Source organism: Amycolatopsis sp. NPDC005232 (assembly GCF_040607795.1).
GTDB lineage: Bacteria > Actinomycetota > Actinomycetes > Mycobacteriales > Pseudonocardiaceae > Amycolatopsis.
In genome coordinates this window covers 496,607-511,713 of sequence record NZ_JBEXHL010000002.1, presented here as the reverse complement: position 1 = coordinate 511,713, position 15,107 = coordinate 496,607, and the positions used below count along the sequence as shown (strand labels likewise).

Annotated in this window: 14 protein-coding genes; 8 read left to right on the top strand and 6 right to left on the bottom strand. The window is 70.8% G+C overall.

The window, feature by feature from the left end; translation table 11 throughout:
• Positions 1-75: 75 nt before the first annotated feature.
• Complete coding sequence (locus ABZU76_RS06170) at positions 76-1,374, bottom strand: MFS transporter (protein WP_354865559.1); 1,299 nt, start codon at positions 1,372-1,374, stop codon at positions 76-78.
• A 178-nt stretch (positions 1,375-1,552) separates the two neighbouring features.
• Here ABZU76_RS06170 and ABZU76_RS06165 point away from each other — a divergent pair, with 178 nt between their 5' ends.
• Positions 1,553-2,845: a class I SAM-dependent methyltransferase gene (locus ABZU76_RS06165; protein ID WP_354865557.1), complete on the top strand. Its 1,293-nt coding sequence runs from the start codon at positions 1,553-1,555 to the stop codon at positions 2,843-2,845.
• A gap of 196 nt (positions 2,846-3,041) precedes the next feature.
• Positions 3,042-3,623, top strand: a complete 582-nt coding sequence (locus tag ABZU76_RS06160) for a YqgE/AlgH family protein (protein ID WP_220247264.1) — start codon at positions 3,042-3,044, stop codon at positions 3,621-3,623.
• On the opposite strand, the gene ABZU76_RS06155 is transcribed toward ABZU76_RS06160, so the two are convergent.
• Positions 3,620-4,039, bottom strand: coding sequence for an SdpI family protein (locus ABZU76_RS06155; protein ID WP_220245374.1), 420 nt, complete (start codon positions 4,037-4,039; stop codon positions 3,620-3,622). The two genes, ABZU76_RS06160 and ABZU76_RS06155, sit on opposite strands and share 4 nt — an antisense overlap.
• A gap of 65 nt (positions 4,040-4,104) precedes the next feature.
• Between ABZU76_RS06155 and ABZU76_RS06150 the strand changes: the two genes are divergently transcribed.
• The 3 genes from ABZU76_RS06150 (at position 4,105) to ABZU76_RS06140 (ending at position 9,146) form a co-directional block, all read left to right on the top strand.
• Complete coding sequence (locus ABZU76_RS06150) at positions 4,105-5,283, top strand: esterase-like activity of phytase family protein (RefSeq protein ID WP_354865555.1); 1,179 nt, start codon at positions 4,105-4,107, stop codon at positions 5,281-5,283.
• Between the two features lie 262 nt (positions 5,284-5,545).
• Positions 5,546-8,443, top strand: a complete 2,898-nt coding sequence (gene leuS, locus ABZU76_RS06145) for a leucine--tRNA ligase (RefSeq protein WP_354865553.1) — start codon at positions 5,546-5,548, stop codon at positions 8,441-8,443.
• Between the two features lie 79 nt (positions 8,444-8,522).
• Entirely contained in the window at positions 8,523-9,146 is a 624-nt protein-coding gene (locus ABZU76_RS06140; RefSeq protein WP_354865551.1) for a hypothetical protein, read from the top strand.
• Here the strand turns inward: ABZU76_RS06140 and ABZU76_RS06135 are convergent.
• Both ABZU76_RS06135 and ABZU76_RS06130 read right to left on the bottom strand, forming a co-directional pair.
• Positions 9,143-9,925, bottom strand: a complete 783-nt coding sequence (locus tag ABZU76_RS06135) for a hypothetical protein (protein ID WP_354865549.1) — start codon at positions 9,923-9,925, stop codon at positions 9,143-9,145. The genes ABZU76_RS06140 and ABZU76_RS06135 overlap by 4 nt on opposite strands.
• The gene (locus tag ABZU76_RS06130) at positions 9,922-10,797 is read right to left on the bottom strand and encodes an ATP-binding cassette domain-containing protein (protein WP_354865547.1); all 876 of its coding nucleotides are present in this window, start codon (positions 10,795-10,797) and stop codon (positions 9,922-9,924) included. Before ABZU76_RS06130 ends, ABZU76_RS06135 begins: the two co-directional genes overlap by 4 nt.
• Positions 10,798-10,966: 169 nt before the next feature.
• Between ABZU76_RS06130 and ABZU76_RS06125 the strand changes: the two genes are divergently transcribed.
• Positions 10,967-11,704: a 3-oxoacyl-ACP reductase family protein gene (locus ABZU76_RS06125; protein WP_354866003.1), complete on the top strand. Its 738-nt coding sequence runs from the start codon at positions 10,967-10,969 to the stop codon at positions 11,702-11,704.
• Here the strand turns inward: ABZU76_RS06125 and ABZU76_RS06120 are convergent.
• Both ABZU76_RS06120 and ABZU76_RS06115 read right to left on the bottom strand, forming a co-directional pair.
• Positions 11,701-12,438, bottom strand: a complete 738-nt coding sequence (locus ABZU76_RS06120; protein WP_220245368.1) for a WHG domain-containing protein — start codon at positions 12,436-12,438, stop codon at positions 11,701-11,703. The two genes, ABZU76_RS06125 and ABZU76_RS06120, sit on opposite strands and share 4 nt — an antisense overlap.
• A 9-nt stretch (positions 12,439-12,447) precedes the next feature.
• A complete protein-coding gene (locus tag ABZU76_RS06115; RefSeq protein ID WP_354865545.1) occupies positions 12,448-12,858 on the bottom strand; it encodes a hypothetical protein in 411 nt (136 codons plus the stop codon).
• Between the two features lie 98 nt (positions 12,859-12,956).
• Here ABZU76_RS06115 and ABZU76_RS06110 point away from each other — a divergent pair, with 98 nt between their 5' ends.
• Both ABZU76_RS06110 and ABZU76_RS06105 read left to right on the top strand, forming a co-directional pair.
• Positions 12,957-13,967 carry a hypothetical protein gene (locus ABZU76_RS06110; RefSeq protein WP_354865543.1) on the top strand — a complete coding sequence of 337 codons (1,011 nt, stop codon included), beginning with the start codon at positions 12,957-12,959 and terminating at the stop codon, positions 13,965-13,967.
• A 261-nt stretch (positions 13,968-14,228) separates the two neighbouring features.
• Positions 14,229-15,101: a ribokinase gene (locus ABZU76_RS06105; protein ID WP_354865541.1), complete on the top strand. Its 873-nt coding sequence runs from the start codon at positions 14,229-14,231 to the stop codon at positions 15,099-15,101.
• Positions 15,102-15,107 lie beyond the last annotated feature (6 nt).

Here is a 15,107-nt window from a genome sequence, read left to right as displayed (position 1 = left end):
GCCGGGTCACGCGTCACTCTAATGCCAATGAGACGATCACTGACCCCGTTCGGCTCAACGGTTTGCGGCAGCGAATCAGTTCGGCCGGTCCGGCACCGCGCGGCGGCGCGCCACGAGGTAACCGGCGCCGCCGAGGAAGTAGCAGATCGTGGCCGCGATCATCAGTCCCGGCGAGTACCCGTTGTCCGCGATGAAGACGGCGCCGATGGCCACGGCGGCCACCTGGGTGATGTTGAACAGCGTGTCGTACAGGGCGAACACGCGGCCGCGGGCCTCGTCGGCGACGTCGAGCTGGATCGACGAATCGACACACAGCTTGAGCACCTGACCCGCGCCGGTGATGAGGAACGACGCCAGCAACGCCAGCGGCAGCACCATCGGCAGCCCGAGCGCCGACTGGGCGACGGCGGCCACCAGCAGCGCGCCGAGGATCGCGCGCAGCCGGCCGAAGCCGCGGATCAGCCGCGCCGTGAGCAGCCCGGCCACGAGGATGCCCGCGCCGGCGAGCGCGGCCATCTGCCCGAGCCCGGGCAGGCCGGCGCGGAACACCCCGTTGTCGGTGAAGTAGTTGCGCATCAGCAGCACGGTGACCAGCAGCGAGATGCCGTAGGCCGCGCGGTGGGCGAACAGCGCGATGAACCCGGCCGTCACGCTCGGCGCGCGCCAGGCGTGGCGGGCGCCGTCCGCGAGACCGCGAGCGACGGCGAGGAACGGGTTCGGCGGCTCGTCGACGACCGTCGGCCCGAGCACCCCGCGCCTGAACCGCCGGGCGATCAGCGCCGAGACGAGCGCGCCCAGCGCGGCGAACGCCGTCGTCTCGGCAGAGCCGAGGTTGCCCGCGCCGAAGACCAGGCGCAGCAGGATGGCGCACCCACCGCCGACCACGGCCATCACCGACCCGAGCGTGGTCGCGAAAGCGTTGGCGGACACGACGCTCGGCGCCGGGACCACGTGCGGCAGGGAAGCCGACAGACCCGAGCCGATGAAGCGCGACAAGCCCTCGGCCAGTAGCGCGAGGGAGAACAGCGCCGGCCCGCCGAGGCCCGTGCCCACAGCGGCGGCCGACGCGAGGATGGCGACCGCCCGCAGCAGGTTCGCGAACACGAGCACGCGCCGGCGGTCCCACCTGTCGAGCAGCGCGCCCGCGAACGGTCCCACCACGGAGTACGGCAGCAGCAGCACCGCGAAGCCCTCGGCGATGGCCAGCGGGTCGGCGGCGCGCTCGGGGTTGAACAGCACGGCACCCGCGAGGCCCGCCCGGTACACGCCGTCGCCCCACTGCGCGGCGAACCGGGTGTAGAGCAGCCTGCGGAACTCGCGATCACGGACCAGGAGCTTCGGCCCGAATCGCTCCGTTGTCGCGCTGATCGTCACGGGGGCCAGCGTAGCTACGGGGTGAACGGCCCAGAAGGTCCTAATGAGCGCACTTCGCCCAGTGAACCGGCGGCATTTTACTGAGCTGTGACGCCTATGGGGGACTGCGAAAGGGTGTGAAAGCGTTTTACCTGGAGGACAGACGTCCGACTGTCGTCTCAGGGAGAGGGGTGTGGCCATGACCGGCGCCGCGTCGCGGCTGGTGGGTGCCGCAGAGAAGCTGCTCGGAGCTGAGCTCCCGCTGCAGATCCGAGCGTGGGACGGCTCCCAGGCCGGTCCTGAGGGCGCGCCCGTGCTCGTGGTGCGCAACCGCCGCGCCCTCCGTCGCCTGTTGTTCAAGCCGGGCGAGCTGGGCCTGGGCCGCGCCTGGGTGTCCGGCGACCTCGGCCTCGAAGGGGACCTCTACACCGCGCTCGGGGCCATTTCGGGACTGATCTGGGAGCGCGACGAGGCGGCGGGCGGCAGCGTCCTCGGCGCCCTGCGGGACCCGGAGGTGCGGGGCGCCATCGGCGAGCTGCTGAAGCTCGCCGGACCGCCGCTGCCGCCCCCTCGGCCGCCCGAGGAGGTGCGCCGGCCTCGCCACCGGCACACCCGGCGCACCGACAAGCGAGCGATCAGCCACCACTACGACGTGGGCAACGACTTCTACGAGCTCGTCCTCGGGCCGTCGATGGTCTACTCGTGCGCGTACTGGTCCGAAAGCAGCACCCTGGACACGGCGCAGCACGACAAGCTCGAGCTCGTCTGCCGGAAACTCGGCCTGCGCGAGGGCCAGCGCCTGCTCGACGTCGGCTGCGGCTGGGGCTCGATGGCGCTGCACGCGGCGCGCGAGCACGGCGTGCACGTCGTCGGCGTGACGCTCTCGGAGGAGCAGGCCACCTACGCCCGCAAGCGCGTGGCGGAGGCGGGCCTGACCGACCGCGTGGAGATCCGCGTGCAGGACTACCGCGACGTCTCCGACGGTCCCTACGACGCGATCTCCTCCATCGGCATGGCCGAGCACGTCGGCGCCGAGAGCTACCTGGAGTACGCCCGCGACCTGTACGCCCTGCTTCGTCCGGGCGGCAAGCTGCTCAACCACCAGATCGGCCGCCGGCCGCGCGAGGACGAGTCCGAGTACCAGCTCGACGGGTTCATCGACGCCTACGTCTTCCCCGACGGTGAGCTCGCGCCGGTCGGCACGACCGTGACGCAGCTGGAGCGCGCCGGGTTCGAGGTGCGCGATGTCGAAGCGCTGCGCGAGCACTACGCGCTGACCCTGCGCCGCTGGGTCGCCAACCTGGAAGCCGACTGGGACCGGGCCGCGGGGCTCGCCGGAGCCGGTCGCGCCCGCGTCTGGCGGATGTACATGGCGGCTTCGGCGCTCGCGTTCGAGGGCAACCACATCGGCGTGAACCAGGTCCTGGCGGTGCGGACTCCGGACGAGGGCACGTCGGGCCTGCCGCTGCGACCGCGGACGTGGCACGGCTGAGGGAGGTTGGGGGCCGGCGCACTTGGTCGCCTCTCGGCGGCTTGGCGCAGTGTGGCTCCAGCCGAACTGGTATTCCACAAAGGCTGTTCTTCAGTGAGCCCGGGGGACACGGAGTGCGCCGGCCTACTGTTCCCAACGGGGCACGAGTGGTTGGTGTTCCCGTGCCGACGAAATTCTCGGGGCGGGAAGTGGGAGGATTGGCGGCGTGCCAGCGGACGCCGAGGTTGAACCGGGAACGCTCCTGGTCGCCGCACCCACGATGTTCGACCCGAACTTCAAGCGGACCGTGGTGTTCGTCATCGACCACCGCGACGAGGGCACGCTCGGCGTGGTCCTGAACCGCCCGAGCGACGTCCCCGTGCACGACGTGCTCCCCAACTGGGGCGGGCACGTGGCGGAGCCGCAGTCGGTGTTCGTCGGCGGTCCCGTGGAGAAGAAAACGGCTCTGTGCCTGGCCGCGCTGCGCACGGGCGAGACAGCGGCGAGCGTGCCCGGCGTGATCGCCGTGCGTGGGCCGGTGGCGCTCGTGGACCTCGACACGGACCCGGAAGCGCTCGTGCCGAAGGTGCGTGGCGTACGCGTCTTCGCCGGCTACTCGGGCTGGGACTCCGGGCAGCTGGCGGGCGAGATCGAGCGCGACGACTGGGTCATCGTGCCCGCGCTGCCGAGCGACATCCTGGCCTCGCCCAACCGTGACCTCTGGGGCCAGGTGCTGCGTCGCCAGGGTGTGCCGATCGCGTTGCTGGCCACCCACCCGGGTGACCTGCAGCGGAACTAGCTGTCGGCCTTCTGGAACACGCCGCAGCCACCCGAGCCGCACGCGCAGCCGCTGCAGCCCGCGGGGGCGGCCGGAGCCGGGGCGGGCACGGTCAGCGCGGCGCGGGCGCCCAGCACCCCGCCACCCACGACCAGCACCAGCATGCCCAGCACACCAACGAAAGCCGCGGCGACGATCCCGGCCGTGGTGCCCGTGGCGAGGCCCGCCAGGCCGGCGATCACGCCGACGGCGCCGCCCGCGAGCGTCGGCACGCTCGCCACCCGGTTGGCCAGCTTGAAGGCGGCGTCACTGCGCAGCGAAGCCGCCGTGCGGACACCAGTACCGCTTTCGCGGGTCAGCCGTTCGCGGAAGCCGAGGAAGCCACCCCAGCCGACGACGAGACCCAGCACGATCGGGACGAGCGCGATAGCGAACACCCCCTGAGGATAAGCGTGACCTCCCGGCAACGTGGTGGATACCCTCGTCCGTTGTGCTACACGCCATGTCTTCGTCCCAGCGACGCCGCGTGCTCACCGCCGCCTTGATCGGGGCACTGCCCCTTTCCCTGCTCGCCGCTCCGGCCGCGAGCGCCGAGGTTCTTTCGGAGAGTCACGCCCGCCCCGTTCGCCTCATCGGCGAGCAGCTCGTGCCCAACGCCCTCCAGTTCCAGGGCACCACCGTCGGCGGGTTGTCGTCGATCGACTTCGACCCGCGCACCGGCGGTTACGCCTTCATCTGCGACGACCGCTCCGCGATCAACCCCGCCCGCTTCTACACGGCGAAGTTCTCCCTCGACGCCCACCACCTCGGCCCGGTGACGTTCACGGGTACGAAGCCGTTGCTGCGTCCCGACGGCACGCCGTACCCACCGCTCGCGCAGAACGACCCGACGGCGCCGCAGAACGAGCAGACGATCGATCCCGAAGAGCTGCGCGTGGACCCGTGGACCGGCGGGTACACCTGGTCGCAGGAAGGTGACCGGCTGGCGGACTCGTTCATCCAACCCTCCATCCGCGAGGCGACCCGGGACGGCCGCTACGTGCGTGACCTGCCGCTGCCGGCCGACGAGAAGATGACCGCCGACGCCGGCCCGCGCCGCAACTACGTGCTCGAAGGCCTCGCCTACACCGGCTTCGGCGCGCTGCTGGCCAGCGAGGTCGAGGCGCCGCTGCTGCAGGACGGCCCGCCGCCGACCCCGACGTCCGGCGCGCTTTCGCGGGTCACCTTGCAGGCGCGGACGGGCCCGGTGCTCGCGCAGTACGCGTACCCGCAGGAGAAGCTGTTCGCGACCTCGGTGCCGGCCGACGCGTTCGCCGACACCGGCGTGTCCTCGATGCTCGCGGTGAACCAGCTCGACCCGACGAAGTTCCTCATGATGGAGCGCTCGTTCGTCACCGGTGTGGGTAACAAGGTGCGGGTGTACGAGATCGACACGTCCGGCGCGACCAATGTGCTGAACGTGAAATCGCTCGCCGGCGCGAAGGGCGTGAAGCCGGTGAAGAAGAAGCTGATCGCCGACTTGTCGGACTACGTTTCCGCGGTGGACAACGTCGAGGGCATGACCTGGGGCCCGGCGCTGCCGAACGGCGAACGCAGCCTGGTCTTCGTGAGCGACAACAACTTCTCCGCGACGCAGGTGACGCAGGTCATCGCTTTGGCAGTCCCGTCGGAACGCCTTTGACCGCCAAGTACTGTGCTGATGGTTACCAATCCGACCACAGCCACGGCGGAAACCACTGGCTGGCGAGGTGACGTCCGGTTGGTGTCCGCACTGCTTTTGGTCGGATTGGTAACATGAGGCTATGAACTCGGCTCGGCTGCTCCTTGGCCTGCCGCGCTGACTCGGCCAACCCTTGGCCCGGCCGGCGCGGCGACCCCTCATGCCTTCGGGCTTGAGGGGTCGAGTTGTTTCTGGAGTGGTCCGATCACGGAGGAAGACGGCGATGACAGAGTCCACGGCGCCCACCCCGACCACGGGTGACGGTGCTCCCGGCGCCGAGAACACCCCGCCGCACCGCTACACCGCGGAGCTCGCGGGGCAGATCGAGCGCCGCTGGCAGGACTACTGGTCCGACCACGGCACCTACCACGCGCCGAACCCGACGGGCGCGCTGGCCGTCGAGGGCGAGCCGGTGCCGTCGGACAAGCTGTTCGTGCAGGACATGTTCCCGTACCCGTCCGGCTCTGGCCTGCACGTCGGGCACCCGCTGGGCTACATCGGCACGGACGTCTACGCGCGCTACCACCGCATGATCGGCCGCAACGTGCTGCACACGCTGGGGTACGACGCGTTCGGCCTGCCGGCCGAGCAGTACGCGGTGCAGACCGGCACGCACCCGCGCACGACCACCGAGGCGAACATCGCCACGATGCGCAGCCAGCTGAAGCGCCTGGGCCTGGGCCACGACGAGCGCCGCTCGATCGAGACGATCGACCCGGACTACTACAAGTGGACCCAGTGGATCTTCCTGCAGATCTTCAACTCCTACTACGACGAGCCGGCCGGCAAGGCGCGCCCGATCGAGCACCTGGAGAAGGCGTACGCGTCCGGTGAGCGCCCGACACCCGACGGGCGTGCGTGGAGCGACCTGAGCGACGTCGAGCGCCGCAAGGTCATCGACGACCACCGCCTGGTCTACATCTCCGAGGCGCCGGTGAACTGGGCGCCCGGCCTGGGCACGGTCGTCGCCAACGAAGAGGTGACCGCCGACGGGCGCAGCGACCGGGGCAACTTCCCCGTGTTCCGCAAGAACCTGCGCCAGTGGATGATGCGGATCACCGCGTACTCGGACAGGCTGGTCGACGACCTGGACCTGCTGGACTGGCCCGAGAAGGTCAAGTCGATGCAGCGCAACTGGGTCGGGCGTTCGCAGGGTGCGCGGGTGGCGTTCGCCGCCGGCGCTTCCGGGGACGAGAAGATCGAGGTCTTCACCACGCGGCCCGACACGCTGTTCGGCGCCACCTACATGGTGCTGGCGCCCGAGCACCCGCTGGTCGACAAGCTGACGCCGGTCGAGTGGGCCGGTGAGCACCCGGCCGTGTGGACGGGTGGCGCGAAGACCCCGGCCGACGCCGTCGCGGAGTACCGCCTGGCGACGTCGCGCAAGTCCGATCTGGACCGTCAGGAGAACAAGGAGAAGACCGGCGTCTTCACCGGCGCGTTCGCGGTGAACCCGGTCAACGGCAAGGAAATCCCGGTCTTCATCGGCGACTACGTGCTGATGGGCTACGGCACCGGCGCGATCATGGCCGTGCCGGCGCAGGACCAGCGCGACTACGACTTCGCCAAGAAGTTCGAGTTGGAGATCGTCCGCACGGTCGACCCGGGCGAGGGCTTCGACGGCGAGGCGTTCACCGGCGAGGGCGCAGCGATCAACTCCGCCAACGACACCGTGTCGCTGGACGGCATGGGTGTCGCCGACGCGAAGAAGACGATCATCGCGTGGCTGGAGGAGCAGGGCGCCGGCGAGGGCACCGTGCAGTACAAGCTGCGCGACTGGCTGTTCGCGCGCCAGCGCTACTGGGGCGAGCCGTTCCCGATCGTCTACGACGAGACCGGGATGCCGATCGCGCTGCCCGAGGACCAGCTGCCCGTGGTGCTGCCGGACGTCGACGACTACAAGCCGAAGACCTTCGACCCGGACGACGCCAACTCCGAGCCGTCGCCGCCGCTGTCGCGTGCGACCGAGTGGGTCGAGGTCACGCTGGACCTGGGCGACGGGCCGAAGAAGTACCGCCGCGACACCAACGTGATGCCGCAGTGGGCGGGTTCGTGCTGGTACCAGCTGCGTTACGTCGACCCGGATAGCCCCGACGTGTTCTGCGCACCGGAGAACGAGGCCTACTGGATGGGCCCGCGCCCGGCCGAGCACGGCGTGGACGACCCGGGTGGCGTGGACCTGTACGTCGGCGGCGTCGAGCACGCGGTGCTGCACCTGCTGTACTCGCGCTTCTGGCACAAGGTGCTGTTCGACCTGGGCCACGTGTCGTCGAAGGAGCCGTACCGGCGCCTGTTCAACCAGGGCTACATCGAGGCGTACGCCTACACGGACAAGCGCGGCGTGCACGTGCCGGCCGACGAGGTCGTGGAGCGCGACGGCAAGTTCTTCCTGGGTGACGAGGAGGTCACCCAGGAGTACGGGAAGATGGGCAAGAGCCTGAAGAACGCCGTGACGCCCGACGAGATGTCGGACACCTACGGCGCCGACACCTTCCGCCTGTACGAGATGTCCATGGGCCCGCTGGACATGTCCCGCCCCTGGGCGACCAAGGACGTCGTCGGCGCGCACCGGTTCCTGCAGCGCCTGTGGCGCCTGCTGATCGACGAGCAGACCGATGAGCTGCGCGTGACCGCCGACGACCCGTCGGAGGCCGACCGCAAGCTGCTGCACCGCACCATCGCCGGTGTCCGCGAGGACTACGCGGAGATGCGGTTCAACACCGCGGGCGCGAAGCTGATCGAGCTGAACAACCACCTGACGAAGGTGTACGGCTCCGCTGCCGGCACCCCGCGCGAGGTGGCGGAGCCGCTGGTGCTGCTGCTGGCTCCGCTGGCGCCGCACGTCGCCGAGGAGCTGTGGCACCGGATGGGCCACGTCGACTCCCTGGTCCATGGCCCCTTCCCGGTCGTCGACGAGCAGTACCTGGTCGAGGACTCGGTGGAGTACCCGATCCAGGTCAACGGCAAGGTCCGGGCGCGCGTGACGGTGCCGGCGGATGCCGCTTCCGACGCCGTGCAGGCTGCGGCTCTGGCGGACGAGAAGGTGGCCGCACTGGTCGGCGACAAGACGCCGCGCAAGGTGATCGTGGTGCCGGGGCGGTTGGTCAACATCGTGCTGTGAATCGGCGCTGGTGTTTCAGTGCTCGTGAATTCGCGCGTTCCGGCCCGGGTCTCGTGCCCGGGCCGGTAACGTGCTCGCCGTGCGTAGTCGATCGCTCACCGTTCTGCCGGTGCTCGCCGCTGCCCTCGCTCTGACCGGCTGCGCCGTGGCGCCCGGTCCGGCCCCGGGCAAGCCGGCGCCGACCCTGCCCGCCGACTCGATCGCCTACGACCAGCTGCCGACGGTGACCACCCGGCCCAACGTGTTCCCCGACAGCTGCACCCAGTTCGAGCGCAACCCGGCGCTGCTCGCCGCACTCGGTGCCAGCACCCAGCCGACCTTCGACCCGAACGTCAAGGCCTGCGACATCAACTCGGCCGATGGGCTGCTCGTCGTGCACACGGACGCCGCCGACAGCCGCCAACCCGACCCGTGGCAGTCCGCGTGGATGTCCGAATCGGGGTTGAGCAGCCACTTCCGCCGAGAAATCCTGCTCGGGCGCTACTACGCCGTGACTTCGGCCGGGATGAACGGCTGCTCCCTCATCGTGAACACCGGCTCCGCGGAGCCATTGGCGTTCGACACCTTCCACCAAGGCGGCGCGGACGACTCGTCCATCGACGGTTACCGCCGCGCGTCCGACAAGTACTGCCCGCCGCTGCGCAAAATGGCGGGTGACTACTTCGCCGCGGTCGATCCCGGCGGCGGCTCCCTTGTCCGCTAGGCGGCTTCCCGCCGCGCAGCACGGGTGATGCCGAGCACCGTGACCCCGAGCCAGAGCACCAGCGATGTGGCCAGCGCGATCGGGCCGTGTGCGGACAGCCCGCCGAGCTGTCGCGCGGGTTCGACCGGATCGACCCAGCCTGCGAAATCCTGGTTGGCCTGCACGATCACGAACAGGATCGAGATCAGGCAGTAGGCGGCGATCGCGCCCGCGGTGTTCGGGATCAGCCACGCGATCGAGACGGCCAGCAGCGTCATGAGGAACGAGCCGAGCAGGCACACTCCGATCGTGGTGCCCACCCGGATCGTCAGCAGGTTCTCGGCGTCGTGGTCGTCAAGCACACCAGCGAAGTAGGTGAAGGTCATCAGGATGTGCAGGCCGGCCACGAGCACCCAGGAACCGGCGGCGATCGCGCCCTGGGCCAGCACGTACCTCAGCCGGGAGGGCTGGGCGAGCAGAGTGGGCTGGGCGCTGCGGTAGTGCCATTCGCTCGCGATGAGCTTGACCAGCGCGACGTCCACGAGAACCGCCGCCAACCGGATGGTGGTCACCACGGTCCCCAGCTGTTTGCGCATGGTCACCGGGTTGAACGGGTCGACCATGAACAGGATCGACAGCAGCACCAACGCGATCGGCCCGGCGACCAGGAGGATCTTGTCGGCCGGGGTGGCGGTGAACTTCCGCAGCTCGACACCCACCACCGTGCCGAACGAAGCGCGCCTCGCAGCAGCGGCGGCCCACGCCGGCTGTTGCTGCACAGGCGACTGCATCGGGATCATCGCGGACCTCCGGTGAGGCGGAAGAAGAGCTCTTCCAGGTTCTGCTGTTCCTCGGCCAGCCCGAGCACCCGTACCTGCGCGGCGAACGCGACCTCCGAGACGCGCTCCGTCGGGGCGGCGACGGAAAGCGCGTCGGGGCCGGTCTGGCGGACGTCGAGGCCCGCGCGCTGCAGGGCGGTGCCGAGTGTGGGCACGTCGCTGGTGCGCACGACCGTCCGCGCGGGGCCGGCGAAGCTCGCGAGCGGCCCGTCGGCGACGACGCGGCCGTGGCCGATCATCACGATGCGGTCGGCCGTCTGGTCCACTTCGGACAGAACGTGGCTCGAGAGCAGCACGGTGCCGCCGCGCTGGGCGTAGCCGCGCAGAAGCTGCCGTGTGGAGCGGATTCCTTCGGGGTCGAGGCCGTTGATGGGCTCGTCGAGGATGAGCACGGGCGGGTCGGCGAGCAGCGCGTGCGCGAGCCCGAGGCGCTGGCGCATGCCGAGGCTGTACTTGCCGATGCGCCGGTTCGCCGCGTCGCCGAGCCCGACCTGCGCGAGCACCTGGTCGGCGCGCGAGCTGGGCAGGCGCATGAGCTTGGCGCCGTTCACGAGGTGACGGCGGCCCGTGCGGCCGGGATGCACGGCGGCCGCGTCGAGCAGCACGCCCGCGACGTGTCCCGGGTTGGGCCACTCCGCGAACCGCCGTCCGGCGATCGTCGCCGTGCCCGCGGTGGGGCGGGTCAGGCCGCAGATCATGCGCAGCGTCGTCGACTTCCCGGCGCCGTTCGGGCCCAGGAACGCGGTGACCGTGCCGGGCTGTAGCGCGAACGACACGTTCTCCACCACGCGGCGGCCGTCGTAGTCCTTCACCAGCCCCTGGACGTGCAGCAACCCCGGCCCTCCCCTTCAAGATCCGAAGGTGAGTTTGTCACAACCCGTGTCCGGCCGTGCGCGAAACCGAACCTTCGAGTGCCAGGGCCGAAACGCGCCAGCACCGCCGCACCCCCGGCGATTCGATGGAGCCATGAGGAAAACCGGCTTCCACGAAGGAGATCTGGGGATGAAGCTCGACGGCAAGGTGGCGCTCGTGACCGGCGGCAGCCGGGGCATCGGCGCGGCGACGGCGGTGCGGCTGGCCGAGGAAGGCGCTGACGTAGCCCTCACCTACGTCAGCGGGGCCAGGCCGGCGGCGGACGTCGTCGACAAGATCAAAGCGCTCGGCCGTCGGGCGATCGCGATCGCGGCGGACAGCGCGGACGCCGAGGCCGTGCGGGCTGCCGTGGCGACGACGGTCGCGGAGTTCGGGCGGCTGGACGTGCTGGTCAACAACGCCGGCGTCGGGTTCGTCGCGCCCGTCGCGGAGACCGCACTGGCGGACGTGGACCGGGTGCTGGCGATCAACGTGCGCGGCGCGTTCCTGGCGACACAGGCGGCGGCCGAGCACCTCGGCGACGGCGGGCGCGTGGTGACCATCGGCAGCTGCGTCACCGATCGCGCGCCTGGGCCGGGCATGGTGCTGTACGCGATGAGCAAGTCGGCGATGGTCGGGTTGACCAAGGCGCTCGCGCGGGAGCTCGCGCCGCGGGGTGTCACCGTGAACCTCGTGCACCCGGGCCCGACCGATACCGACATGAACCCGGCCGACGGCCCGTTCGCCGACGACCAGAAGTCGCTCACCGCGGTCGGGCGCTACGGCACGGCCGAGGAAGTCGCCGACGCCGTGGCGTATCTCGCCGGCCCGGCCAGCGCGTACATCACGGCCGCGACACTCTCGGTCGACGGCGGCCACGCGGCCTAACCGGCGTAAAGCCCCACGTCACGGGCCAGGTCGGTGAGGATGGCCTCGAAGAGGATGTCCGGCTTGGACACGGGGATCGGGTAGTTGCCGAACACCTCGAGCGTCACGTGGCCGTAGAGGCGCGCCCAGAACTGGATCATCAGGTACGTGAGCCCGAGGTCCAGCTTCTCGGGCGCGATCGCGCGGCCCGACTCGCCGAGCACGGCGAGCAGCTCGCTCTGGAACGCGGTGAGGTCGTCGCGCAGCTCGGGCGGGACGACGTCGTTCGGTGGCATGACCAGGTCGTGCGTGGCGAGGACTTGGCCGGCGGCGGCGAGGAAGATGCGGCCGAACGGCTCGTCGAGGCGGTGCAGTGCACTGCCCGCTGTGGTGCCGACGCCGCCCGTGGGCGACGCGAACACCAGCGTGAACTCCTTGGTGTGCGTGAGCGCCCAGCGGCGGAAGCCCTTGCAGATGGCGAACAGCTGCGCCATCCCGTCGTCGGGGAGCACGGCGACGTCCTCGGCGAGCTCGGCGGCGAGATCGGCGATCACGTCGAGGCGCAGCTTCTCCACCAGGTCGTCGCGCGATTCGTAGTAGCGGTACAGGGCCGGCGCGGTGATGCCCAGCTCCCGGGCGATCGCCCGGAGCGTCACGGCGTCCGGACCCTGTTCGACCAGCAGTCTCCGGGCGGTCCGGCGGATGTCCTGCTCGGTAGCCGCTCGCGCGCGGCCCCTTCGCGTGGGGCTGCTCATCCGGACATTCTAGGTGGTCGGCACCGTTGTTCCCGTAACAACGTGGCCGGAGAGCAGCCGGGCCTGCAGATCGGTGAGCGGACGCAGCACCCACATGGCCACCACGACCATGCCCAGCGCGCACCAGAAGTGCACGAGCCAGGCCCCGACGAGCGACGGTCCGCCCCACGATTCGTCGGCCGTCGAGGGGTCCCAAAACGCGCCGTACGTCGCGATCCGCCACACCAGGAATCCGATGAGCAGCGAAAACGGGATGGCCACCACGCTCACCCCGGCCGCGGCCAGGTAGCGAGGGGTCCCTTCGCGCGGCGGGACGTTCAAGAGTCGCTCCGCGAGCAGCTGCCGGGCGCGTCTGCCGCCGAAACAGGCGGGCAGGGCGAGCAGGGCGTAGACCGCTCGTTTCCAGTCCGAGATTTTCATGCGGCCGACGCTAGGGGCCGTTGAGCTGCGAAAACACCCGGTCGTCCGCCGAACGGGGTAGGGAAACCCCGGGCGCGTTCTGTCACACTTCGTCCGAGATGGACGAAATCACCACGGTCACCTACCCCGCGCCCGTTCCGCCGGACCAGGTGCGGCTGGCGACGTTGCTGCTCCTGGTTCCCGGGCTGCTCATCGCGGGTTTCGGCGGCGTGCTCATGACGGTGAGCCGCGCCGGTCTGTACGCCGGATCCGTGATCGCCCTGGTGGGGCTCGTGCTGCTGGGCTGTATCCCCGTCGGGCGGCGCGGCATGCGCAAGGAGCGGCTGAGCGTCGAGGTCACTTCGCGTGGCCTGCGGTTCCCCGCTCGCGACGCGCGGCTCGTGCTGCCGTGGGACGACCTCAGCGCGGTCGTGCTGGTCGAGAAGCACAACCGGGTCGAGGTGTACCTGGCTCCTTCTGCCGAGGATCGCCTGGTCAACCGGTTCAGCCGCCGCGGTCCCCACGGCTTCGTCCTGTCGACGCTGTTCGAACCCGGCGAGGCCCACCGGCTGGCGGCCGCCGTCGAGACGGTGCGGCCGGGGCTGGTGCGGTGGCCGTCGCTGGAGGTCCGGCGCGGCGGGTTCGGCCCGCAACGGGTGGCGGCGACGGTGGTGCGGTGGGCCTCCGCGAAGCGGGCGCCGGCTGCCGGCGAGAGCGTGACGGTGCGCGCGAGCAAGGCTTCGGGCGCGCGTCAGGCGGCGATCGGGGGCACGGTGGCGTTGCTCGCGGCCGTGCTCATCGTGCGGACGTGGCTGCCGGTTACGGTGCCCGGCCTGATCGCGGTCGCGCTGTGCGTCGCCGCGCTGGTGTGGACCCGGCACCGTGGCACGCGGGGCGTGTTCACTGTGGACGGCGACGGTGTGGTGTGGATACCTCGGTACGACAACGGGGTCGTGGTGCGGCGCGAGGAGATTTCCGCCGTGACGGCCGAGCCGGGCGGCGTCGTGCGCGTGCAGTCGCGCGATGGCGGCGACTTCGTGCTCGCTTCGGGTGTTTCGATGCCGGCCGCGCGGGCCGTGGCCGCGCTGGTCGGGGCGCCGCCGACGCCGATCACTCGGGGGGCTACGTGATCGGCGCCGGCGACCCGATGCCCTCTCCGGTGCGCTTCCGGTCGGGGCAACGCCACTGGCTCAAGGACAGTGACGCTCCACAAGAGCGGAACCCGTGTCAGAAGTGACGCCTGGGGGACATGGATCCCCCGATCGAGTGACGGGCAGCCGCTGCTCGCCTGATTGTCGCACTGGGCGCCGGATAAGTTACAAAAACCTTCACTTTTGCGCACGGACGGTGCGTGACCTGCGCCCGAGCGCACCCGTGGCAAGGTGTCGACCATGTGTGCAGCCGTGCTGGTGGTGGGTTCCGCCAACGCCGACCTCGTCGTCCCCGTCGACCGCCGCCCGGCCGGCGGCGAAACCGTCCTGGGCGGCGACACCGTCCTGTCCCCCGGCGGCAAGGGCGCGAACACGGCCGTCGCGGCGGGCCGTCTTGGCGCGGACGTGGCTCTGCTCGGCGCGATCGGCGACGACCCGTACGGCGAGCTGCTGCGTGATTCGCTCGCCGGCGCGGGTGTCGGCACCGAGCACCTGCGGACTGTCCGCAGGCCCACCGGCATCGCCTACATCACCGTGACACCCGACGGCGAGAACTCGATCCTCGTCTCGCCCGGCGCCAACTCCGCACTGGCGCCCGGCGACCTCACCGATGCGGTCCTCGACGGCGCGAAGATCGTGGTCCTGTCGCTGGAAGTGCCGCTGCCGACCGTCGAGCACGCCGTGGCGCGCGCCGCGGCGAAGGGTGTGCCGGTGCTGCTCAACCTCTCGCCCGCCGCCCGGCTGCCGCCCGAGACGCTCGGCGCGCTCGACGTCCTGCTGGTCAACGAGCACGAAGCCGCGTACCTGCTCGGCTCGCCCGGCGCCGATCCACGCGAGCTGCTGGAGCTGGGCCCGCGCGCGGCCGTGGTAACTCTGGGCCCGAAGGGCGCCGTGGTGGTGGCATCCGAAGGGGTCACGGAAGTCGCGTCGCCGCAGGTCCAGGCGGTCGACACGACCGGCGCCGGCGACGCGTTCGCCGGAGCTCTCGCCGCCGCGCTGGCCGAGGGGGCGGGGCTCGTCGACGCCGCGCGCCGTGCGGTGCGGGTGGCCGCGGTGAGCGTGACCCGCCCTGGTGCGCAGCCGTCGTACCCGACGTCCGCCGAGCTGGAATGACCCGCA

What these genes read in the sequence shown, in the direction of transcription:
- ABZU76_RS06165 (WP_354865557.1), top strand. Translation starts at nt 1,553, where the DNA reads ATGACCGGCGCCGCGTCGCGGCTGGTGGGTGCCGCAGAGAAGCTGCTC.
- ABZU76_RS06150 (WP_354865555.1), top strand. Translation starts at nt 4,105, where the DNA reads ATGTCTTCGTCCCAGCGACGCCGCGTGCTCACCGCCGCCTTGATCGGG.
- leuS (WP_354865553.1), top strand. Translation starts at nt 5,546, where the DNA reads ATGACAGAGTCCACGGCGCCCACCCCGACCACGGGTGACGGTGCTCCC.
- ABZU76_RS06135 (WP_354865549.1), bottom strand. Translation starts at nt 9,925, where the DNA reads ATGATCCCGATGCAGTCGCCTGTGCAGCAACAGCCGGCGTGGGCCGCC.
- ABZU76_RS06125 (WP_354866003.1), top strand. Translation starts at nt 10,967, where the DNA reads ATGAAGCTCGACGGCAAGGTGGCGCTCGTGACCGGCGGCAGCCGGGGC.
- ABZU76_RS06120 (WP_220245368.1), bottom strand. Translation starts at nt 12,438, where the DNA reads ATGAGCAGCCCCACGCGAAGGGGCCGCGCGCGAGCGGCTACCGAGCAG.
- ABZU76_RS06115 (WP_354865545.1), bottom strand. Translation starts at nt 12,858, where the DNA reads ATGAAAATCTCGGACTGGAAACGAGCGGTCTACGCCCTGCTCGCCCTG.
- ABZU76_RS06110 (WP_354865543.1), top strand. Translation starts at nt 12,957, where the DNA reads ATGGACGAAATCACCACGGTCACCTACCCCGCGCCCGTTCCGCCGGAC.
- ABZU76_RS06105 (WP_354865541.1), top strand. Translation starts at nt 14,229, where the DNA reads ATGTGTGCAGCCGTGCTGGTGGTGGGTTCCGCCAACGCCGACCTCGTC.